Origin of the sequence: Sphingomonas yabuuchiae, assembly GCF_001477495.1 — a bacterium.
GTDB lineage: Bacteria > Pseudomonadota > Alphaproteobacteria > Sphingomonadales > Sphingomonadaceae > Sphingomonas > Sphingomonas yabuuchiae_A.
This window is the reverse complement of the sequence record NZ_LDTF01000029.1, coordinates 90,533-112,869: the sequence shown is the minus strand read 5'-3', so window position 1 is coordinate 112,869 and position 22,337 is coordinate 90,533. Positions and strand designations below refer to the sequence as shown.

Annotated in this window: 13 protein-coding genes; 5 read left to right on the top strand and 8 right to left on the bottom strand. The window is 66.3% G+C overall.

Going from position 1 to position 22,337, the window contains the following annotated elements; translation table 11 throughout:
* A partial coding sequence (locus NS355_RS07550) for an ABC transporter substrate-binding protein (RefSeq protein ID WP_084787677.1) occupies window positions 1-989 on the bottom strand: 989 nt, incomplete at its 3' end.
* A gap of 100 nt (window positions 990-1,089) precedes the next feature.
* Between NS355_RS07550 and NS355_RS07545 the strand changes: the two genes are divergently transcribed.
* Entirely contained in the window at window positions 1,090-1,755 is a 666-nt protein-coding gene (locus tag NS355_RS07545; protein ID WP_058745127.1) for a response regulator, read from the top strand.
* Window positions 1,745-3,130 (top strand): sensor histidine kinase, encoded by a 1,386-nt coding sequence (locus tag NS355_RS07540; RefSeq protein ID WP_058745126.1) that lies wholly within the window; start codon window positions 1,745-1,747, stop codon window positions 3,128-3,130. Before NS355_RS07545 ends, NS355_RS07540 begins: the two co-directional genes overlap by 11 nt.
* On the opposite strand, the gene NS355_RS18645 is transcribed toward NS355_RS07540, so the two are convergent.
* Entirely contained in the window at window positions 3,102-3,269 is a 168-nt protein-coding gene (locus NS355_RS18645) for a hypothetical protein (RefSeq protein WP_209445038.1), read from the bottom strand. The two genes, NS355_RS07540 and NS355_RS18645, sit on opposite strands and share 29 nt — an antisense overlap.
* 237 nt (window positions 3,270-3,506) lie before the next feature.
* On the opposite strand from NS355_RS18645, the gene NS355_RS07535 reads away from it, so the two are divergent.
* The 3 genes from NS355_RS07535 to galA all read left to right on the top strand — a co-directional run bounded on the left by NS355_RS07535 (window position 3,507) and on the right by galA (window position 11,013).
* A complete protein-coding gene (locus tag NS355_RS07535; RefSeq protein WP_058745125.1) occupies window positions 3,507-5,192 on the top strand; it encodes an alpha-L-fucosidase in 1,686 nt (561 codons plus the stop codon).
* Window positions 5,193-5,320: 128 nt separating this feature from the next.
* Window positions 5,321-8,131: a glycosyl hydrolase 115 family protein gene (locus tag NS355_RS07530; RefSeq protein WP_209445037.1), complete on the top strand. Its 2,811-nt coding sequence runs from the start codon at window positions 5,321-5,323 to the stop codon at window positions 8,129-8,131.
* Window positions 8,128-11,013 (top strand): beta-galactosidase GalA, encoded by a 2,886-nt coding sequence (galA, locus tag NS355_RS07525; RefSeq protein WP_209445036.1) that lies wholly within the window; start codon window positions 8,128-8,130, stop codon window positions 11,011-11,013. Before NS355_RS07530 ends, galA begins: the two co-directional genes overlap by 4 nt.
* Window positions 11,014-11,025: 12 nt before the next feature.
* On the opposite strand, the gene NS355_RS07520 is transcribed toward galA, so the two are convergent.
* The 6 genes from NS355_RS07520 to NS355_RS07495 all read right to left on the bottom strand — a co-directional run bounded on the left by NS355_RS07520 (window position 11,026) and on the right by NS355_RS07495 (window position 22,174).
* The gene (locus NS355_RS07520) at window positions 11,026-12,144 is read right to left on the bottom strand and encodes an acyltransferase family protein (RefSeq protein WP_058745124.1); all 1,119 of its coding nucleotides are present in this window, start codon (window positions 12,142-12,144) and stop codon (window positions 11,026-11,028) included.
* Complete coding sequence (locus NS355_RS07515; protein WP_244489591.1) at window positions 12,141-14,423, bottom strand: alpha-N-acetylglucosaminidase; 2,283 nt, start codon at window positions 14,421-14,423, stop codon at window positions 12,141-12,143. Before NS355_RS07515 ends, NS355_RS07520 begins: the two co-directional genes overlap by 4 nt.
* 83 nt (window positions 14,424-14,506) lie before the next feature.
* On the bottom strand, window positions 14,507-17,293 hold the full coding sequence (locus tag NS355_RS07510) for a TonB-dependent receptor (protein WP_058745122.1): 2,787 nt from the start codon (window positions 17,291-17,293) through the stop codon (window positions 14,507-14,509).
* A gap of 533 nt (window positions 17,294-17,826) precedes the next feature.
* On the bottom strand, window positions 17,827-18,813 hold the full coding sequence (locus NS355_RS07505; protein WP_058745121.1) for a FecR family protein: 987 nt from the start codon (window positions 18,811-18,813) through the stop codon (window positions 17,827-17,829).
* Entirely contained in the window at window positions 18,810-19,313 is a 504-nt protein-coding gene (locus tag NS355_RS07500; RefSeq protein ID WP_058745120.1) for an RNA polymerase sigma factor, read from the bottom strand. Before NS355_RS07500 ends, NS355_RS07505 begins: the two co-directional genes overlap by 4 nt.
* Before the next feature lie 143 nt (window positions 19,314-19,456).
* Window positions 19,457-22,174, bottom strand: coding sequence for a TonB-dependent receptor (locus tag NS355_RS07495; RefSeq protein ID WP_058745119.1), 2,718 nt, complete (start codon window positions 22,172-22,174; stop codon window positions 19,457-19,459).
* Between the last annotated feature and the right edge of the window lie 163 nt (window positions 22,175-22,337).

Genomic DNA, 22,337 nt, shown 5'->3' with positions numbered 1-22,337 from the left:
GGCCCGACGCGGATCGGGCGCTGCTGTTCGGCGGAGAGGCGGGGGGCGCGGACATCGGCGCGGACCGGCAGCAGCCATTGCCGGGCGAGCAGCGTCTGCCCGGTGCGCGACAGCAGGAAGTCGAGGAACAACCGCGCCGCCGCCGGGTGACGGGCATCGCGGGCGATGAAGGCGACGCGCGAAGCGATGATCGTATAGTCGCGCGGGAAGACCACCCGGATATTCGGGTCGCGCATCGCGCGGGTCAGCGCATAGGGGCCGACGACATTATACGCGATGGCGACCCGCCCCGCCGACACCGCGTCGAGCATCGGCTCGGTGGTGCGCGACAGCATCGGCCGGGTCGCCGCGATCGCCTGCACCAGCGAGCGGGTGTCGCGGGTGATCGCATGATCCTCGGTCAGATAGAGATAGCCGACATTGGACCGGGCGGGGTCGTAGGTGGCGACCTTGCCCATCAGCTGGGCGCGACGGGCGCGGAGCAATCGCTCGAACGCTTCGTGCGTGCGCGGGACCTGTGCCGCGGGGATCAGGCGGCGATTGACGACGAAGGCGACCGGCTCGGCGGTGACGCCGTATCCCATGTTCTTCCACACCGCCGTATCGGGAAGCGCGGGCTTTTCGGGGCTGAGATAGGCTTGCGCATAGCCGTCGTTGATGAGCTTGGCCTGCAGGTCCATCGCCGAGGACCAGACCAGATCGGCCCCCGATGTCCTGCCCCGTGCCTCGGCCACGACGCGGTCGTAGATGGTGCTCGATTCCAGATCGTCATAGCGAACCTGGACGCCGGGATAGGTGCGGCGAAAGGCGGCGATCAACGGCTGCATCGCGGCGGTGTCGGCATTGCCATAGACCCGCACCATGCGCTCGCCGCGCGCATTGGCGACCAGCGCGTCGTAGGAGCGGGGATAGCCGGCCGGGCGCTGCGCATCGGCGCGAGCGGGTGCGACGGCACCCAGCATCAGCATCGATAGAATTACCATTCGCATCGTTCAGGTCCTCTCGCTTCCCGCCTCTGAGTTCGGGTAAGCTCAATGCCATGGATTATCCCGCCAAGCTGTCATCCGCCTTTCACGGAAAGCCTGCGTCATGCGGATTCTGATCGTCGAGGATGATGCGGCGCTGGCACGCGGGATCGTCGCGCTGCTCCGCGCGGCGGGTCATGCGGTCGATCATGTCGCGACCGGCCAGGACGCGCTGATGGTCGCGGCGGACGAGGCCTATGCGCTGGTCGTCCTCGACGTCGGGCTGCCGGACATCGACGGCTTCTCGGTGCTCCAGACGCTCAGGCGGCAGGGCAACCGGGTGCCGGTGATGATGCTGACTGCGCGCGATGCGCTGGACGACCGGGTGCGCGGGCTGGACCTGGGCGCGGACGATTATCTGCGCAAGCCCTTCGCGCCCGAGGAACTGGAGGCGCGCATCCGGGCGCTGGGGCGGCGGCGCGGCGGCGATCCCACGCCCGAACTGGTGGTGGGCGCGCTGGTTCTCGACCGTTCGCGCGCGGCGGCGCGGGTGGGGGAGCGGATGCTCGACCTGCGTCGCCGCGAATGGGCGGTGCTCGACGCGCTGGCCACCCGCGCCGGGCAGATCGTGCCTCGCGAGACGCTGCAGTCCGAGGTGTTCGGCTATGACGAGCCGGTCGGCCCCAACGCGATCGAGGTGAACATCACGCGGCTGCGTGGCAAGCTGGCCCCGGACGGCCCGACGATCCGCACCGTGCGCGGGGTCGGCTATATGCTTGATGCCCATTAACACGCCGCGCGGGCGTGCCGTCGCGCTGCGTACCCGGCTGCTTGCGGCGATGCTGGCGCCGATGCTGGCGATCGCGGTGCTGCTGGGACTGGCGGGCGCGACGCTGATCGCCGATGTGGTCCGCCGCACCAACGACCGGGTGCTCGGCGGCGCGCTGGGCGCGGTGGCCGAGACGGTGCAGGTCGAGCGCGGCGAGGTGACGCTAGACCTGCCCGCCGCCGCCTTCGGGATGCTGGAGAATAGCGAGCGCGACAATGTTTATTACCGGATCGCGGTGGGCGGGCGTCTGCTGACCGGCTATGCCGATCTGTCCGCGCCGAACATCGCCGAACTGGCGCTCGATACGCCGCGTTTCCGCTTCGCGCGCTACCGCGACCAGGATATCCGCATCGCCGAGGTGCGCCGCGCGCTGCCGCGGATCGATGCGCCGGTGATCGTGCAGGTGGCCGAGACGCTCGATGGTCGCCGCGCGCTGCAACGGCGGTTGGTGATCGCGCTGGTGCTGGGCGAGTTGCTGCTGGTGGGCGTCGCCATGCTGCTGATCCGCCCGGCGCTGGCCTGGAGCCTGCGGCCGCTGGCGGGCCTGCGCGGGGCGGTGGCGGCGCGGGATACGCGGGCAACGCCCGACCTGTCGCCACTCGACACCGGGCCGCTGCCGGTCGAGCTTCGCCCGCTGGCCGATGCATTCAACCATCTGCTCGCGCGGTTGGACAGCGCGACGGCGGGCATGCGGCGTTTTACCGCCGATGCCTCGCACCAGATGCGCACGCCGCTGGCCGTGTTGAAGGTGCAGGTGGCGTTGGCGCGGCGCGGCAGCCCGGCGGCGCTGGGCGAGATCGCCGATGCCGCCGACCGGCTGGAGCATCTGGTGAAGCAGTTGCTGGCGCTGGCGCGCGCCGAGGAGGCGGGCGTCGCGCCGCCGCGCGAGCGGGTCGAGCTGCGCGAGGTGGCGGTCGCGGTCATCAACCGGCGTATCGCGCAGGCGATCGAAGCGGGGGTGGACATCCATCTCGACGCGCCCGCCGACATCGCGATCGCCAGCCACCGCACCCTGTTGTTCGAAATCCTGTCCAACCTGCTCGACAATGCGATCCGCTATAATCGTCGCGGCGGTCAGGTGACGCTGACGGTGTCGGACGAAGCGGGGGAGGGGATCAGGATCGACGTGGCCGATGACGGCCCCGGCCTGCCCGATGCGGAACTGGCCCGACTGGGCGAGCGCTTCACCCGCCTGTCGACCGCCCGCGACAGCGAGGGCAGCGGGCTGGGCCTCGCCATCGTCCGCTCGGCCGCGTCACGCCTCGATGCGGCGGTTGAGATCGTGAATACCCGACCGGGCCTGCGCGTCACCTTGCGCTTCGATCCGCGTTCATGACCTTCGTCCAGGAGGCGACGAAGTCGTTCACGAACTTCTCCTTGGCGTCGGCGGCGGCATAAACTTGCGCGACGGCGCGCAGCTCGGAGTGCGATCCGAAGGTCAGGTCGACCGGCGCCTCGGGCACGCTGAACGCCATGCCCCCGGTGCACGCCGCCTGCTCGACCGCCGCATTCCCGCCCAGTACGATCAGGTCAGAGCCTCGGGCTGAGCCTCCTTCACCATATGGCTTGCAAACTCCGACAAATATGAATTACGATCGCGCTTATGACATAACGTTTTCACAGAAGAGAGTGAAAAGGGTGGCGCCAGCCCGAGCAGACAGTCTTGGGAAGCGCCGATGCGAACGACCGTATCGATGGCAGGAGAGCGATGGATGAAGGCGAATAGACGCGAAATGATCGGCGGGGCGATCGCGGCGGCGGCACTGGCGCCCGCAGCGGCCTCGGCGGTGCCGACGGTGCCACAGGCCATGGGGGCGGGGCGTGCGTTGAAAGTGCCGCCGCCCTCGCGCTTTACGCCGGACTGGGCGTCGTTGACCGCCGGGTATAGCGTGCCCGACTGGTTCCGCGATGCCAAGTTCGGCATGTGGGCGCATTGGACCGCGCAGTGCGTGCCCGAACAGGGCGACTGGTATGCCCGCGAGATGTATCTGCCCGGCAGCCGCGCCTATAACCATCACCTGAAGACCTATGGCCATCCGGCCGATGTCGGCTTCATGCAGATTCAGAACAAGTGGAAGGCGGATCGCTGGGACCCCGGCCGCTTGCTCGATCTCTATAAGAAGGCCGGCGCGAAATACTTCATGGCGCTGGCCAACCACCACGACAATTTCGACACATATGATTCCAAATACCATCCCTGGAATACGACGCGGGTGGGGCCGCGCCGGGATATCGTCGGCGAATGGGCAAAGGCCGCGCGCGCGCGGGGCCTGCGCTTCGCCGTGTCGAACCACTCGGCCCACGCCTGGCACTGGAACCAGCCCGCCTATGGCTATGACCCGACCGGCCCGCGCGCGGGCGAACGCTATGACGCCTATAAGCTGACCGCCGCTCAGGGACGCGGGCAATGGTGGGAAGGGCTCGATCCGCAGCAGCTTTATGCTGGCCGCCACATGCCGATGCCCGACGGCATCCGTACCGAGGCGGAGGCGTATGCGTGGCACGAAGCGACCGACCGTCTGTGGAACGAGGGGGTTCCGGCGAACTCGAACTTCGCGGCCAACTGGCTGCTCCGCACCAAGGACCTGGTCCAGAAATACCGGCCGGACATGGTCTATTTCGACAATTTTGACCTGCCGCTCGAGCAATATGGCCTGGATTTCACGTCCTGGTTCTACAACCAGTCGATGCAGTGGAACGGCGGCCGTCTGGAAGCCGTCGTCACCAGCAAGATGACGCCGCCGCAGCGGCGCACCGGCATCGTCGACGATGTCGAGCGTGGCGGCAAAAGCTATATCGAGCGCTTCCCGTGGCAGACCGACACCTGCATTGGCAGCTGGCACTACGATATCGATACCTATCGGAACGACGGTTACAAATCGGCGGCGACCGTGATCCACACCTTGTGTGACGTGGTGTCCAAGAACGGCAATCTGATGCTGTCGGTGCCGATGCGCGGGGACGGGACGATCGACGACAAGGAAGAGAAGATCGTCAACGATATCGCCGAATGGATGGGCCGCTATGGCGAAGCGATCTATGCCAGCCGCCCGTGGAAGCTGAACGGCGAAGGCCCGACGCGCGGCAATTCGGGCAACTTCTCCGAAGGCGGACCCAAGTCCGCCTATACCGCGCGCGACGTGCGGTATGTGACGCGCAACGGCAACCTCCATGCCCTGGTGCTGGGCTGGCCCGAGGACAATATCGCGCGCATGACCCTGCTGGCGCAGGGCAACCCGACCATGCCGGGCCAGATTCAGCGGGTGACGTTGCAGGGCGACAACACCCCGCTGCCGTTCAAGCGTACTGCCCAGGCGCTGGAGGTCACGCTGCCCCTGGGAGCACGGCACGAGATCGGCGTCCCGCTGATCATTTCGGGCAACGGCGTCACCGCATGAGGACGGGAGGGGTCGTTTGGGACGGCCCCTTTCCATGGCCCCTAAACGGCCCCTAATTGGTCAGGCAAATGACCTTTACAGCTTGAGCCGCCCGGTTAGACTGGTCCGATAACCATGGGGGTGGGCGGATGAAGCGGGCGGGGATCACGGTCATGGGCGTAGGCCTGGCATCGTTGCTGGGCCTCGCCGCTCCCGTCCAGGCCGCCCGGTTCGACCTGACACGAGCGACCCTGCTGGCGGCCCCGGACGGCGAGGGGACCACCCGTGTCGCGGCCGAGCTTCTCGCCCGCGATCTGACCGGGCTGGGCGGGCGGCCGGGCGCGATCGTCGAGGATGCGGCGAATTGCGCCACGATGTGCGTCGTGATCGGAACGACGGCTTCGCCGATCGTCCAGCGACTGGCGGCGCAGGGCGGTGTCGATCTGTCCCCGATTACGGGCGGCTGGGAACGCTATGTCCGGGCCGGGGTGCGGGTGGCGGGGCGACGCTATCTGCTGATCGTCGGATCGGACGCGCGCGGTGCCGCTTATGGCGTGACCGACCTGTCCCGTGCGCTGGGCGTATCGCCCTGGGAATGGTGGGCGGACGTCGCCCCGCGTCGTCGCGACCGGATTGCCATCGATGACACCCCCTTCGTCTCGCGCGAGCCGTCGGTGAAATATCGCGGCATCTTCTTGAACGATGAGGATTGGGGGCTGGAGCCCTGGGCGGCCAAGACCTTCGATCCGGAAAAGGGCAATATCGGCCCCAAGACCTATCAGCGTGTCTTCGAGCTGATGTGGCGGTTGAAGGCCAACACGCTGTGGCCTGCGATGCACTCGGTCTCGACACCGTTCTTCGGCGATCCGGGCAACGCGCCGCTCGCGAAACGCTATGCGATCGTCATCGGCAGTTCCCATGCCGAGCCGATGCTCCGCAACAATTTGCGCGAGTGGGACGAGGGTAAACGCGGCGGGTTCGATTTCACCCGGCGGCCTCAGGCGATCCTGGATTACTGGCGCGAGCGGGTGGGCGAGACCAAGGGGCAGGAGGCGTTCTATACGGTCGGCCTGCGCGGCCTGCATGACGGGCCGATGCAGGGGGTGACGACCACGGCGGCGCGGCGCAGCATCCTGGAGGATGTGGTCGGGCGACAGCGTGGGCTTCTGGCCGACACGCTGGGCAAACCGGCGGCGCAGGTGCCGCAGCTCTATGTCGCCTATCATGAATTGCAGGAGGCCTATGACGCCGGGCTGACCCTGCCCGGCGACGTCACGCTGATGTGGACCGACGACAATTACGGCTATCTGCGCCGCCTCAGCACGCCCGAGGAGCAGAAGCGGCCGGGCGGGGCGGGGGTCTATTATCATCTGTCCTATTGGGGGCGGCCGCACGACTATCTGTGGCTGGGGACGACGCACCCGGCGCTGATCCGCGAGGAGATGGGGCGCGCCTGGGCCACCGATGCGCGGCGCATCTGGATGGTCAATGTCGGCGACATCAAGCCGATCGAATATCTCTCGCAATATTTCCTCGACCTGGCATTCGACGCTAGGCTGCTGGACCAATCCCCGCGCGAGCATTTGCGCCGCTTCATGGAAGAGCAGTTCGGCGAGGCGGAGGCGGGCGCGATCGCCGATCTGATGATGCGCTTCTATGACCTGGCGTGGCCGCGAAAGCCGGAGTTCATGGGGTTCGGCCAGACCGAATGGGTCACGCCCAACCGGCCGAGCGCCTATGTCCAGTCGGACGGCGAGGAAGCGCAGGCCCGGCTGGCGGCGTACAGCGCGCTGATGGACCAGGGATCGGCGATACAGGCGCGGATGCCGAAGGACCGGCAGGACGCCTTTTACGAACTGGTGCTCTATCCCATACAGGGCGCGACGCTGCTCAACTGGCGTATCCTGTCGCTCGATCTCGGCGAACTCTACGCGCGCGATCACCGGGCAAGCGCGGAGACCTATGTCTTTGCCGCACGCACGGCCTATATGAGGCTCGCCGAGGCGACCGCCCAGTATAACGCGACCGCCGGGGGCAAGTGGCGCGAGATGATGGATGCCGCGCCCCGCCGCCTGCCGGTCTTCGACGAGCCTCTGTGGCCGAGTACGGGATGGGGGCTGCAAAGCGGTTGCGGCCTCGGCCTTTGGGGCTCCTGGATCGGGGACGAGAATGTCCTGACCTTCACCAAGGGGGTGCCCGCGACAAGACGGGTGACGCTCTATACCCGTCAGCCGAAATTTGCCGGTTGGGCCGTCACGAAGCGGCCGGACGGACTGACCCTGTCGGGGGAGCGGGGGCGGCTGAACGTCGACAATGGGTATGAGCAGCGGCTGACCCTGTCCTATGACGGCAAGGGCGAGGTCGCGCCGGTGACGCTTCGCTGCAACGACCAAGCGATGACGATCCACGCGACCGCCTTGACCCCGCCCAAGCTAAATCCCGGCGAGGCGCTGGAGGATGAGCGGCGCGTGACCATGCCAGCGCTGGCGGCGACGTTCGGCGCGGACTGGGAAGCGATACCCGACCTTGGCAGCCAGCGCGGCGCGCTCCGATCCACGCTGACCCTGCCGACCCGCCAAACGGCCGAGCGGGGCACACCCGCCACCTGGCACTTCGCCACCATGACCGAGGCGGGGGCCAATCTGCGCGTCGTCGCCTTGCCGACCCATCCGCGCGACCCGGCACACGGCTTGCGCGCGGCGGTGAAGCTGGATGACGGCGACTGGCAGACGGTCGATTTTGCAACCGCGGGGCGTAGCGACCAGTGGCGGCAGAATGTCCTGACCAACACCGCCGTCGCGACCCTGCCGCTGAAGAGCTTTGCCGTCGGGCATCACCGGGTGGCGATCGTGCCGCTCGATCCCGGCCTGATCCTGGATCGTGTCGAACTGGTGCTCGACGGTGCCCGTCCGCTTTACGCGCCGCTCCCCTCTGATTCTTCGCCGGAGACTGCCCGATGACCCTGACCCGCCGCACCTTGCTCGCCAGCGGGCTGGCCGCTCCGGCGCTGGGGACGCCCGTTCTGGCGGCGAACCGCCCCGTGATGCTCGACAGCGGCGATGCGCCCGCGCCTTTCGACGCGATGCCCGAACCGCCCTTCGTCTCCGACCCGAGTCTGCTCAGGCTCGATAGCGGCTGGCTGTTCCACAAGGGCGACATCGCCGTGCCGCCGATCCTCGGCCATGAGGAAAGCTACCAGAATGCCAAGGCCGGGATCGCGCAGGGGGCGGCGGCGGTCAGCTATGACGACAGCGACTGGCGTAGCGTCGAGCTGCCGCACGACTGGGCGATGGAGGAGGTGGTCGATCCCAAGGCCAATGTCGCGCAAGGATATCGGCGGCGTGGGATCGGCTGGTATCGCCGCACGCTGAAGCTGCCGGGTGAATGGCGTGGCCGCTATCTGGAGGTGCAGCTGGGCGCGGCGGCGACCAACGCGACGGTCTGGTTCAACGGTGTCCTCGTCGCGCACAGCTTCAGCGGCTATACCGCGATCCTGATCGACATCACCCCCTATGCCCGGTTCGGCGAGGAGGTGAACACGCTGGCCGTCCGCGTCGATGCCGAGACGATGGAGGGCTGGTGGTATGAGGGCGCGGGGCTGTACCGCCACAACTGGCTGGCGGTGCGCGACGGGGTGAGTATCGCCACCGATGGCCTCCACGCCGATCCGCGCCGTGAGGGGGCGGGATGGACCGTGCCGGTCGCGCTGACCGTCTCGAACATCCAGAAGACGGCGGCGACCATTCGCGCCGAGGCGGTGCTGATCGACCCGGCGGGCCGCACCATCGGCCGGGCGGAGACGGACGTGACCGTCGATCCGCTCAAGACCGCCGAAGCCCGGATGACCATCCCGGTCGCCGCGCCGCAGCTTTGGTCGGTCGACCAGCCGACCCTCTACCGGGTGGAGACGCGGCTGCTGCGCGACGGCAAGGCGATCGATGCCCGCGCCACCCGGATCGGTTTTCGCGAGATCCGCTTCGATGCAGGCACCGGCTTCTATCTCAACGGCGTGGCGACCAAGATCAAGGGTGTCTGTGTCCATCAGGACCATGCCGGGGTCGGCGTCGCCATGCCCGATGCGATGTGGGACTGGCGTATCCGGCGGCTGAAGGCGATGGGCTGCAACGCGCTGCGCTGCTCCCACCATGCGCCCGCGCCCGAACTGCTGGATGCGTGCGACCGGCTGGGAATGCTGGTCATGGACGAGAACCGCAACTTCAACCCCAGCCCGGATTATCTGCGGCAACTGGAGTGGTTGGTCCGCCGCGACCGCAATCACCCATCCGTCTTTCTCTGGTCGGTCTTCAACGAGGAACCGATGCAGGGCACCGAGCAGGGTTATGAGATGGTCCGCCGCATGGCCGAGGCGGTCAAGGAACTCGACACCTCGCGCCCCGTGACGGCGGCGATGAACGACGGGATGTTCTCGCCGCTCAACGTCTCGGATGCGGTCGATGTGATGGGGTTCAATTACCAGCATCGCCGTTATGACAGCTTCCACGCCGCCCACCCGACCAAGCCGATGACCAGCTCGGAGGATACCAGCGCCTTCATGACGCGCGGGGTGTGGAAGACCGACATGGCCGCGCATGAGGTCAGTTCCTACGACACCGACGCTGCCGAATGGGGCCTGACCCATCATGAAAGCTGGAAGGTGATCGACACACGGCCCTTCGTCGCGGGGACGTTCGTCTGGACCGGCTTCGACTATCATGGCGAGCCTACGCCCTTTGAGTGGCCGACGACCAGCAGCGTCTTCGGCATCATGGATTTGTGCGGTTTTGCCAAGATGGCCTTCCACCTGCGCCGCGCGCAATGGGTGGACGATGCGCCTGCACTCGCCATCTCGCCGCACTGGACTTGGCCGGGTCGCGAGGGGCAGGCGATCCGGGTGCTGGCGCTGACCAATGCCGAGACGGTTGAGCTGCGCCTGAACGGGAAGAGTCTGGGCACCAAGACGGTCGACCGGTTGGCGATGCCCGAATGGCAGGTGCCCTATAGCCCCGGACAGCTGGAGGCGGTCGGCTATCGCGGCGGGCGCGAAGTCTCGCGCACTTCGGTCGAGACGGCGGGCAAGCCGGTTGCCCTGAAACTGATCGCGGACCGGCGGGGGATGCTGGGCACGGGCAGCGACGTGCAGCCCTTCACCGTGATGGCGGTGGATGCGCGCGGGCGGATCGTGCCCGATGCCGATGCGCCGGTGACGTTCCGCGTGACGAAGGGCGCGGTGATCGGGGTCGGCAATGGCGATCCCAACGATCATGATTCCGAGGTCGTTCCTATGCGTCGCCTGTTCCACGGCCTTGCCCAAGCGCTGGTTCGTGCCGAGACGGGGGCGGGGACGCTGACCGTCGAGGCGACTGCGCCGGGGTTGAAAACCGCGCGCGCCACGGTGCGGGTGATCGCCGCCCAGCCTCTGCCTGCGCTGCCTTCGATCCGGCCGGTGGCGATGCTGACCGACTGGAAGCGCAGCGACTTCACCGCGACCCGGCCCGATCCGCTGCGGCGTTACGCGGGCAACGACATGAACAGCCTGGTCTATGCGCGGCCCGGACGGCTGGAGGGGCCGGGCGAGGGGGCTTGGTCGACCTATCGCACCGGCTTCACCCCCCGCCGCCGGGTGGCGGAGCAGGGCGGCGCAGTGGTCTTCGCCGAGGTTGTCGGCCGGGCCGAGGTCTGGGTGGACGGGGTGAAGCGGGCAGAGAAGACCGACTTCGCGGGCGTGCCGCTCTTAGTGCCGTTCCCGGCCGGAGCGGGCGAGCGGCAGGTGGTGCTGATCGTCGAGGCGGAACCGGGCAAGGCTTCGGGCCTGGGGCGGACGATTTCGGTACGGGAGCGGTGACCCGGGGATGCCTCAGACCTTGAGGATGATCCCCTTGCGATCCAGCACCCACCCGAACGCGCAACAGATCAGCGCGTAGGCCAGCGCGCAGAGCAGCGACCCCACCGGCCCCGGCGCGATAGGCTGGAACGCGTTGAGGCCGACCCAGGTGTACAGTCCCTCGCCATCGATATGGGCCAGCTCCAGCACGACGACGAGCAGCTCGGAGAACAGATAGATGGCGAGCGGATTGCGCCCCAGCATCTGGAGGAAGGACCGCCCGACCCTCACGCCGCGTATCTCGACCAGCCACAGCACCGCGGCCAGCAGGATCAGGTCGAGGCCGACCGTCAGCGTGACGAACGAGCCGGTCCACAATTTCTTGCCGATCGGCAGTACCGACGACAGCAGCAGCGCCACGACGACCAGCCCGGCCCCGATCGCTGCCAGCCGCCCGACGGTCGCCGCGTGCTTGCCCCAACGCTGGATGGCCAACCCCGTCAGATAGCCCGCGATGACATTGGCAGTGGCGGGCAGGGTGCCGAGCAGCCCCTCGGGATCGAAGCCATGGTCCTTTTTATACAGATGCTCCGGTCCGATCAGCCACAGGTCGAACAGCGTACCTGCATTCTTGTACCGCCCGAACGCCTCGCCCGCCGGGCTGAGGCCGACCAGGATCGCCCAGTGCGCGACGACCAGACCGATCGCGACCATCACCAACTGGCTGGGCTTCAGATAGCGCGCGCACAGCGCCCCCAGCAGATAGCAGAGCGCAATGCGTTGCAGCACGCCGGTCAACCGGGTGTCGGCAAAGGGCTTGGCGACCCAGCTGCCGTCCGCCTGATGCGTAACGAAGGGGAACCAGTACATCAGCACGCCGAGCAGGAAGATCAGCGCGGCGCGCTTGAACACCCGGCGCAGGAAGACATGCTCGGGCATCGGCCGGGTCAGCGCGAAACTCATCGCATTGCCGACCGCGAACAGGAAGCTGGGATAAATCAGGTCGGCCAGCGTGAAGCCGAACCACGGCGCGTGCTGCAACTGGGTGAAGGCTCCGCCCGCGCCTGCCGTGTTGACCACGATCATCAGAAAGATCGTCGCGCCCCGAAACATGTCGAGCGAAGCGAAGCGTTCCTGCCTGGCCGTGGTCATCGGGCGGTCTCCTGCATCAGGGCGCTGGCCTCGGCCACCGGATCGGCGGGGGCGCTCGCCTTGTAGGGGCGGGGATCGGCGACCCAGGCCTTTTCCCAATCGAGCAGTTTGGCCGTGAACGCGGCATCGTCGACCGGCCGCTTGGCGAGCGCGGCGGCGCGAGCCTCGGCCAGATAGGAAGTCCAACGCGGCAGGTAATAATCGGCATACATGCCCGCCCAGGCCTTGGACGCATAATCGCCCAGATGGCCGCGCCCGCCCCAGATCGTCACCTGAGCCTTGGCATTCTGTTCGTACGCGGTCTTTTCGGCGGGCGTGTCGCCATAGGCCCGCGCATCGGCGATCCAGCTGGCCAGGCTTTCCTGCTGCCCGCCGATTAGATGATCGATGGCCAGCGCCAGCGCCTTCACCCGTGCCGTCTCGCGGTCGCCGGTCGCGACATTGCCCTTCTGATAGGCGGCGACGGCGGCCTTCACGCTGTCGTCCAGCGACAGGCTGGCGGCGTGACGGGTCAGATCGACCAGATCATGGCGGTAGAGCGGGCTCTTTCCATAGGCAGGTGCGAGTTTCAGCATCGCCGCGATCCCGGCGCGCAGCTTCGCGCGGTCGCCCGGTTCGGCGGGATAGGTCGGCGCATCGGCGGCGGGGCGCTTGAAGAAGAGATATGCGCCCGCCCGCTCGTTCCACCAGCGCGGCGTCCAGTAGCGTACGTCATAGGCACCCGCGACCACGTCCTGCCACGCGGCGACCATCGCCGGGTCGCTCGGACCATAGCGCGCGGCGGTGTACCGGCTCAGCCAGGGCCCCAGACCCATGTCGCCGCCCGGCCAGGCCACGTCATAGGCATAGTCGTAGATCAGGCTGTTGCTGTGCAGCCCTTCCGGGAACATGCCGAAGCCGCGGACATTCCCCCGGCCCTGGTCGGCGAACATCGCGGCGACGTCGCGGCGGTAGAAGTCCGGCGCCCCATAGACCGGGTTGCTGCCGCCATAATTATGGACACAGCCGTACACCCAGCGCTTGCCGTCGAAGCCGTTCGTCGTCTTCCAAATGCCGGGATAGCGGTCATTGCCGATGTCGAGGATCAGCATCCTCTCGTCCGGCACGTCGCGCAGGAAGGCGGCGATGGCGTCGGGCGTCCAGAATTTCTTGTCCGCTCCGAACAGCCAGCCCTGCATCACCCAGGTCGCGCCCGGCGCGGCGGCGGCGATCGAGGCGTAGAGCCGCTGGCCATAGGCCGCCAGCCGTGCGTCGCGGACCTCACTGGGCAGGGCCGCCGCCTTGGTCGCCGCGTCCAACGCGGGCGTGTTGGCCGTCGCATCGCCATAAGCGGCGTTGGCGGTATCGCTGCCATCCCCGGCGATGGGCGGCACCATCTCGTTGAAGGCGTCGGCGAGATAGTATTTTCCGGGCCCGTATTCGGCGGTGTAGAGTTGCAGGAAACGCCTGGCGAGCGGCGCGAAGAGCGGATCGGACGGGTCGAGCCAATAAGTGCCTTCAAACCCCTCCCAAGACCTCATCTTGTAAATGCGCGCCTTCGGGTGCGCCTCGGCAAAGGCCTTGGGCACATAGCCGGCAAAAGCGGGCAGGATCGGCGTCATGCCCAGGTCGCGCATCCGGGCGAGGATACGCTTTTGCAGGTCGCGCTTCTTGTCGATCCAACCGGTCGGCAGGGGGGCGCGATAGCCCTCGATGTTGCCCATGCGCTGCCACGGCAGGAAGGCGGGGCCGGAGAAATGCTGCGCCAGTTGCGCCTCGCTCAGACCCTGTTCGCGCCACAGCTTGCGCCACACATAATCCTGGCCCTCCATGGCCAGCGGCATGTCGACGCCGTGCACCGCCATCGCGTCGATCTCGCGCTCCCAGCGGGACCAGCTCCACCAGGGCGTCGTGTAGCCATAGGTGCAGGTGTTCAGATAGGCGCGGAACGAGAAGGGCGAGGACACCCAGCCGGTGTCGCCGGGCGTCAGGCGGGTCATCGGACCGACGCGTTTTCCCTCCCAGCTGACCGAAAGCCGTCCTTGCCCATTCAGCATCGCCGCCGCCCCGCGCACCGCCGCGACCGGCGAGGTAGCTTCGACGGTCAGCCGGTCATGATCGACCCGGACCCGGTAGCGGGGGTCGGGGGCGGGGCGGATGGTCACCGAAACTTGCCGCTCGGGTACGCCCAGCCGCTCTAGCGCGGCCCGCGCCGCCTGCCCGCCATCGCTCTGGGCATGCACCGCCGGGGCGGCAAACAACAGGGTGCCGATCAGGCCGAGCGCTTTGGAAGAGGTCATCACGGACGGCATAGTCCCCGGCAAAATGACAAAAGGGAAGGGCGGATCGGCCCGCACGGCCGTCCGCCCTTCAGGGGGGAGGTTTAAAAGCGCGTCGACGCCGAGAGATAGATGGTGCGACCCGTCCGGCTGGCGAGCTGGAAGGTGTTCGCGTTGGTCTGATAGGCGTCTTCGTGCGTGTTGTTCAGGTTGATGATGCCCGCCGTGAAGCTGAGATAGCTGGCCGGATTGAAGCCCAGCGCCAGGTCCATCTGGGTGCGCGGGCGCACCACATGGGTCAGGCCGCCATTGACGAAGAAGCTCGACGCCGCGTCCTGCACGTACGAACTGCGGTGGTTGACCGACAGCCGCACGCTGAACATCTCGTTTTCCCAGTACGGCGTCAGGTTCCAGGTCAGCTTCGACAGGTCGCGCAGGTTGAAGCCGGTGCCGATCGCGCTGGCATCGGTGTCGACCACGGTGACGTTGCCGACCGCGCCGAAGCCCTTGACGGGCAGGATCGCATCGAAATTCTGCGACGCGCCGAGTTCCAGGCCCTTGATATGGATGACCCGGTCGTCGTTCAGCACCCGGCTGAAGCTATAGTCGGTCTTCAGGTCGGCCGACTGGCAATCGCTGACCACGCCGTTCAGCGCCACGCCGTCGAACGAGCCGGGGCAATAGAATTGGGTGAAGGTGCCGTTTTTCACCGCCTTGTAGAAACCGGCCAGTGTGATCGAGTTACCCTTGCCGTGGTAATATTCCAGGCTGACGTCCAACTGATTGGCGGTCAGGGGCTTCAGGCGGCTCTCGCCCTGCGCCACCGAGACGCTGGGGCGCAGGCTGGTGGTGACGCGGCTGATCGTGTCGGCCATCTGCGTCTGGCTGTTGAGCAGCGGGCGGACCAGCACCTTGGCCGCGGCGATACGCGCGACGAGGTGCGGGGTCACGTCCAGCGCGAAGCTGGCGCTGGGCAGGACGTTGCCATAATCCTGCACGACATGCTGCTGGCCCAGAAGGGTGGCGTCGCTGCCGGTGCCATTGGTCAGGCTGCTGGTGACGTTCTGGTGCGTGTGCTCGTAACGGACGCCGACATTGCCGCGCACCGGCAGGTTGAACAGCGTGCCGTCGATATTGGCCATCGCATAGACCGCCGGGATATAGCGGTCGACCTTGTAGGTGTTGGGCCAGTCGGGCGTGTCGGGCACCGAAATGCCCTTGTCGCGCAGGATCTGCTGCCACAGCGGGGCATTGACCGACAGGAAGCTGTGCGGGATCGCCATCGATCCGCCCAGGAAGTCGTTCACCAGCACGCCGGTTTTCGAAAGATCAGGGATCCAGGCGAATTCGGGATAGGTGACGGGATCGCTGACATCGGCGTCGCGGTCGTGGCGATAGGCCTTGGTGTCGAAGCTTTCGTGATGATATTTCGCGCCGAAGACCAGCGCCTTGATCCCGTGCCAGTCGAGGTCTTGCGTCAGGTCGGCCTGGACCGCGCGGTCGCGGGCCGACTGGATATGCGTCGCGCCGTCGACAAAGGCGTACCATGTGCGGTTCGCCATATTGTAGATCGACCCGTCGGTCAGGCTGGCGGTGTTCCACTTGACGTTGAACGGATCGGAAATGTCGAGCTGGCCGCCGTTCGCGAAGCGCACCTCGTCGATCGTCGCCCATTCGTAGAGCTTGGCGTCGCCCTGGGTATAATGGCCGACCGCATGGACATGGGTGGTGTCGGTCGGGCTCCAGTTGACGGTGCCGGTATAGGCCTGGGTCTGGAGGTTGCGCAGTTCGGGCTGGTCGTTGTTGTCGACGTTGAAGTTGCTGATGCCGATATTGTTCGCGACGCCGTTGGCCTTGCCGTTCACCGTCACGGCCGAGGCGGCCCAGCGGCCGAACACCATCTGGCGCGTGTCGTAGCGCGTATGGTCGCGTGAATATTCGCCCTGCAGCAGGACCTCGAAATTGTCCTGCGGCTTCCACTGGACCGCGCCGCTGCCCATCAGCTGTTCGGTGTCGCGGTCGATCCGCCGATAGCGCAGGTTGCCCGGCACCTGCACGTCCGATGCACCCGCCACCGCGCCCGGCTGATACCAGTTCTTGATGAACAGATAGTCGCCTCGATCCTTCAGCTTCTGATAGCCGACATCCAGCATGACACCGATCGTGTCGTTCGCGAACCGCTTGATATAGGCCGCATTGACCTTGGGCGTCGCGTCCTTGCGATAGTCGGAATAATAGCCCTTGATGCCCGCAATGAAGCTGGGGCCCTTATAGGCGAGCGGCTTGACCGTATCGATGTTGACCGTGCCCGCCAGGCCGCCCGTGTCCATGTCGGCGGTCGGCGACTTGATGACCTGGATCGCGCTCGCCAGATCGGTCTGGATGATGTCGTAGCGGAAGCCGTCCTTGAAGTCGGCGCTGGCGAAGGTCTGGCCGTTGATCGTGGTGCGCGCATATTGCGGGCCAAGGCCCCGGATGCTGATCGTCGAGCCGCGCCCGTTGATGTTGGACATCTGGACGCCCGCGATACGCTGGATCGCTTCGGTGATGTTCTGGGCGGGGAACTTGCCGATATCCTCCGACGAGATGCCGTCGGTGATGCGGATGTCGTTGCGCTTGGCGGCGAGGGCGGAGGCGATGCTCTGGCGATAGCCGGTGACGGTGATCTCATTCTGCGCATCGGCCCCGGCGGTGTCGGCCTGCGGCGTCGCCTGGGCGGCATCCGAGGCGGCGGCGATGCTGGTGGTGGAGGTGGCGGCGGGGCCGCCAGTCTGCGCCATGGCGGGCGCGGCGATCATCGCCGAGGCGACCCAGGCCGCGGTAAAGGCCGTCGTGTGAAGCAGGCGTTTGCGCCGGAGACGCGACGCGTCGTGGCACGGTGACATGGTCATGCTCTTTCCCTCCCTCTGATCCCCGCGCGGGCACATCGCGCCGGGCTTCCCCGAGACTCTGCCGGAAAGGACCCTCGTGACCGGCGGGAAGCAGGGGGCGTCAGCGGCCGGAACGGGGTAAGCGCTCACGGACCGGGATCGGCCGTTTCCTCTGCTGCGTCGGGACGCGGAGCCTGTCCGAAGTCCGCCGTCGTAAGGGCCACCCGATCCTTTGGGTCGTGTGCGACCATCACGCCGAAAGACCGAATGTTTCTTCCTGCATCACGGTGTTGTAATCTTATGGTCTTATCGGTGACATGGAATGGTCATGCCTGTCAACGGGGCGAAAAGTGGTTTCGTTCAAAAATTGGTAAGAACGATTCATGGGAACAAATAATCGTTATTTTACAAATCTATAGTATTGATGAAGTTTTTGTCATGATTGGCCGTCGTCTCAAGTTTCATGCGCTTGAGCGCGCGCGTTGCGCGGCAAAAGCAACCGCGTCCGGCGTGAGTCTGAATTGGTATCGGCGATATTGGTTCGGCCAATTGGCCTATCGGGTCTTGGGCGCTCGTGACACATGGATGGTCCGTCCGTCATCCCGGACAGACAGGTAGAACAGCGCCCCGATCAGCGTCAGGCTTTCGACCGGTGTATCCAGCCGGAAGCGGCCGTTGAATGTCTCGTTCGCCAGCGCCGGATCGGCCAACCGGATGGGCCGCGCGCTGTAACGCCCGAGCCGGGCGACCGCGTCGCCCAGCCGGATCCGGTCGCCGCCCAACCAGTGATCCTGCCAACCCTGATAGCGGGCGACGTCGAAGTCGTGCACGACGATGGGTCCCGCACCTGCCTCCGCCCAGTGGCCGCCGGTCACGACGACCGCCGTCTGACCGGGCACGGTCAGCCGCACGCGCCCGCGATAGACGCGAAGCTCGCTACGCCCCGCGCCGCGATCCACGCTGAAATTGGTGCCCAGCGCGACCATCTGCCCCTCGGGCGTGGTTACGGCAAAGGGGCGCGCGGCGTCGTGGCGGACCTCGAACCGTGCCGCGCCGCTTTCCAGCTTCAGGTCGCGGCCGCCGCCCGAAAAGGCGATGGCGACGCGCGAGTCAGCGTCCAGTGTCATGTCCGATCCATCGGGCAGCAGCACCTGACGCTGCTTTCCAATGGTCGAGGCGTAGACCTGCTCGATCGACGCCGCGTCCGGGGTTGCGACATGCCAGACAACCGGCGCGGCGATGATGGCGGCCAGCCCGGCGGCGAGGCCGACCATCATCCGGCGGCGGTGCCATGTCCCCGATGCCACCCAATGACGCGGACGTGCGCGGGGCGGGGGGATGGCGGCGTCGCGCGAGGCTTGCTCGACCCCATCGAACAGCGCCGGATCGCCCAGCAGCTGCACCATCCGTGACAATGCCGCGCGGTGTTCGGGTGCCGCGTTCAGCCACGCGCCCAACTCGGCTCGTTCCGCAAGCGACAGCGCGTCGAGCCGATCGGCCCAGTCTGCGGCCTGCTCCAGCATGGTTTCGCGATCCGTCATGCGAGGCGACCTCCCCGCACGGGCAGGTCGTCGATACAGCCGTCCAGATCGATCATCGCGCGGACCAGATGCTTCTTCACCGCTTCGATGCTCAGGCCCATGTCCTCGGCGATCTGCTGGCGCGACTTGCCCTCCAGATGCCGTTCGACAAACACCGCGCGGCGCTGTGCGGGCAGGCGTGCCAGCGCGGCCTGAAACCGGTCGTAGCGCTGGCGATAGTCCAGGATCTCATCCGCCAGCGGCAGGGCGCAGGCCAGTTCCGGGTCGACGGGCGCATGATGCTCACCGCCGCGCCGCCCGCGATTGTAGATGACCGAATCCGCCACGCGAAAGCCATAGGCGAGCGGCTGGTCGATGACCTGCTTCCGCTCCTGCTCGATGACCCGCATGATCGCCTCCTGCACGATATCTTCCGCCTGTTCGGGTTCGCGAATTCGTCTGCGCACATAGGTCAGCAAACGCTCGCGCCCCTCCGCGATCCAGGCGTTCGCGGCGGTCATTCGGTCCCGTTCAGGAAGAGCCGGTTGCATCGCATCCGGGGACAATCCTCGTCGAAAAAACACCGCGCCGGCCCTTGGACGGGCCGACGCGGCACAGGGGCCCTTGATATCCCGCAGGGACAGGACATCAAGGGCGTTGGGGATCAGAAGGTGACGCGGATGCCGCCCAGCAGCGTCGAGCCCGAACGGGTCACGACGTACAGGCGCCGGGTGCTGTTCGAATATTGCCGCTCGCGCTGGTTGGTCAGGTTGATGCCGTTCAGCGTCAGCTGGACGTTCTTCGTGACCGAATAGTGCGCCGACATGTCGACATAGACCGTGCCCTCGAACCCGGTCACGTCCTGGTCCGGCCCCAGCGCCGTCAGCACCGGCGAGGCGCTGAAGATATAGCCGCTGCGGTAATTGGCCGAGACGCGGGCGTCGAACGCCTTGTCCTGATAATATAGCGTGGCGTTGGCGTTATATTTGCTCAGGCCCTCCAGCGTGGTCGGGATGCTGCCCTGATAGATCTTGGAATAATCCAGCCGCGAGTCGACATAGGTGAAGTTCACCGCCGTCCCCAGCCGGTCGAAGGGGGCGGGCAGGAATTTGAAGTCGGTCTGGCCGGACAGCTCGATACCGAACAGGTTGGTCTTGGCCAGATTGACGGGGCGCGAATAGCTGTCGACCACCGTCGATCCGGTCACGCCCGGATAGAGATTGTCGGGCAAGCCCGTCTGCGAATAGGGCACGTTGTTGACCGTCTGGGTCGAGATATAGCCGTCGAGATTCTTGTAGAACAGCGCGGCGGCGACGTAACCGACCGAGCCGAAATAATATTCGGTCGAGATGTTATAGTCGTTCGACTTGTACGGGCGCAGGTTCGGGTTGCCGATCGACACGGTGACATTGCCATTGTCGTTCGTCACTGATCCGTTGACCGCCAGCGCGCCGAGTGCCGGACGGTTGATGTTCTTCGACGCGGCGAAGCGCAGCATCAGGCCGGGGTTCAGCTCGAAGATCAGGTTGGCGGCGGGCAGCACGCCCTCATATTCGCCGCGCACCGTGACGGGGCCGACATTGGCCGTGCCGTTCGAGGTGACGGTGGTGCGATAATAGCGCGCACCGATATTGCCGCGGAAGGGAATGCCGCCCAATATGTGGTTCCAGTTATACTGGACGAAGCCCGCCACCGTCCGCTCCTCGACCGCATAGACGCCGATCTTGTTGGTCAGATATTGCGCGCGATTGATGCCCAGCGTCTGAAGCATTTTGGGGAAGTCGACGATCGTCCAGTCCTGCCCCGAATAGCCGGTATAGGTCTGGGCATAGGCGCTGGGATTGGCGTTGACCTTCCCAGACACAAAGCCGCTGGTCCCGATATTGTCGGCTTCCGCATAATAGCCGCCATTGGCGAAGCGCCGCCACTCGCCGCCGCCGCTGATCGTGTCGTCGGGGCTGAACTTGTAGTCGAAGCGGCCCTTGATATTGTCGAAGGCCGAATCCTGGAACGTGTTGTTCACGTACAGGCGCTTGGCGTGCCAGAAATTGGAGTCGGTGGTGTTGAACTTGTAGGTGTTGACCAGCGAATAGGTGCCGCCGCGATAGTCGGAGGTGACGCCGCCGAAGCCCTCCAGCGTGAACTTGTCGTTGACCGGCATGTCATAGCGCGACCGCTCGACCCCGCCCAGCCAGGTGAAGGTCAGGCCGTCGACCAGCTCCGCGTCACCGCTGAGGACGACCTGCTTGAAGACGTTCTTGGTGTTCTGGACGCGGGTCTCGGTCGACGCCTTGCCGCCCGACACGTCGAGATAGGTCACCTCGTTACGGTCGTTCCACTGGATCGCGTTGACGCGCGAGTTCGGATAGACGGTGCCTGCAAAGGTCTCGCCGCCGCCCAGCCAGGTCGAGCTGCCGCCGCCGCGCGAGGCGAGGTGGGTCTCGAACCGGTCGCCCTTGAACTGGCCGTACAGGCCGTCGAGCGTGACATGGACCTTGTCGGTCGGGGCCCACTGGATCGACGAGGTCAGGCCGATCCGCTCCTGCTTGCTGTCCCACACCGACAGGCGGTTGCCGCGCGCGAACAGCAGGTCGCCCGAGTTGATCTTGGCCTGTTCGGCGGCGGTCAGGCCGCTGATGTTGCTGCCGTTCGCCTTGTTGCGGCGCCAGCGATAGGTGTCGAAGCCCTCTTCGCGGGTGTTGCGGCGGCTGTATGCGCCCGACACCAAGATGCCGAAATTGCCCCAGTTCTTGGAAATCAGGCCGGTCAGGCGCGGCTGGAAATCGCGGGTCAGCGTGTTGCTGCCCCCTTGCGCCGACAGCGCGATCTTGCTGCCCTTATAGTCGAAGGGGCGCGCGGTGAAGAGGCCGACGGTGCCCGCCAGACCGCCCTCGGTCTGCTGGGCCTGGTACGACTTTTCGACATCGACATGGTTGAACAGTTCGGCGGCGAACAGGTTGAAGTCGAACGCACGATCGCGCGTCGTCTGGCCGCGGCTGTCCTGCGGCGAGTCGACATTGCCCAGCACTTCCATGCCGTTCAGCTGGACGCGGGTGAAGTCGGGGCCGAGGCCGCGCAGGGAGATGCGGCGACCTTCGCCCGCTTCCCGGTTGATCGCGACGCCCGGCAGGCGCTGCAGCGCTTCGGCCAGGTTCAGGTCGGGAAAGGCGGCGATGTCGGAGGCGGAGATCGAGTCCTTGATGATCGTCGCATCGCGCTTGGAGTTGCGCGCCTGGGCCAGGCTGGTGCGGTATCCGGTGACCACGACTTCGCCATCCGGCGCCGTGCCGTCCGCCCCCTGCACGGCCTGATCCTGCGCCAGTACCGGCTGCGCGACAAACAGCGCGCTCGACGCCAGCAACAGCGTCCGCTTCGTTCCCATCACTTCAAACCCCCAAAAGACAAATGGCTCGTCCAGCCATAAGGACGATCGCGGGGAAGACGGGGGGCGCCGCCAAACGGGGACAAGGATTTTTGTAAAAGTTTTAAGACATTTATGGCGTTTTTGTTACACGCCCGATCGGGCTTGTCTTGCGCATCGAAAG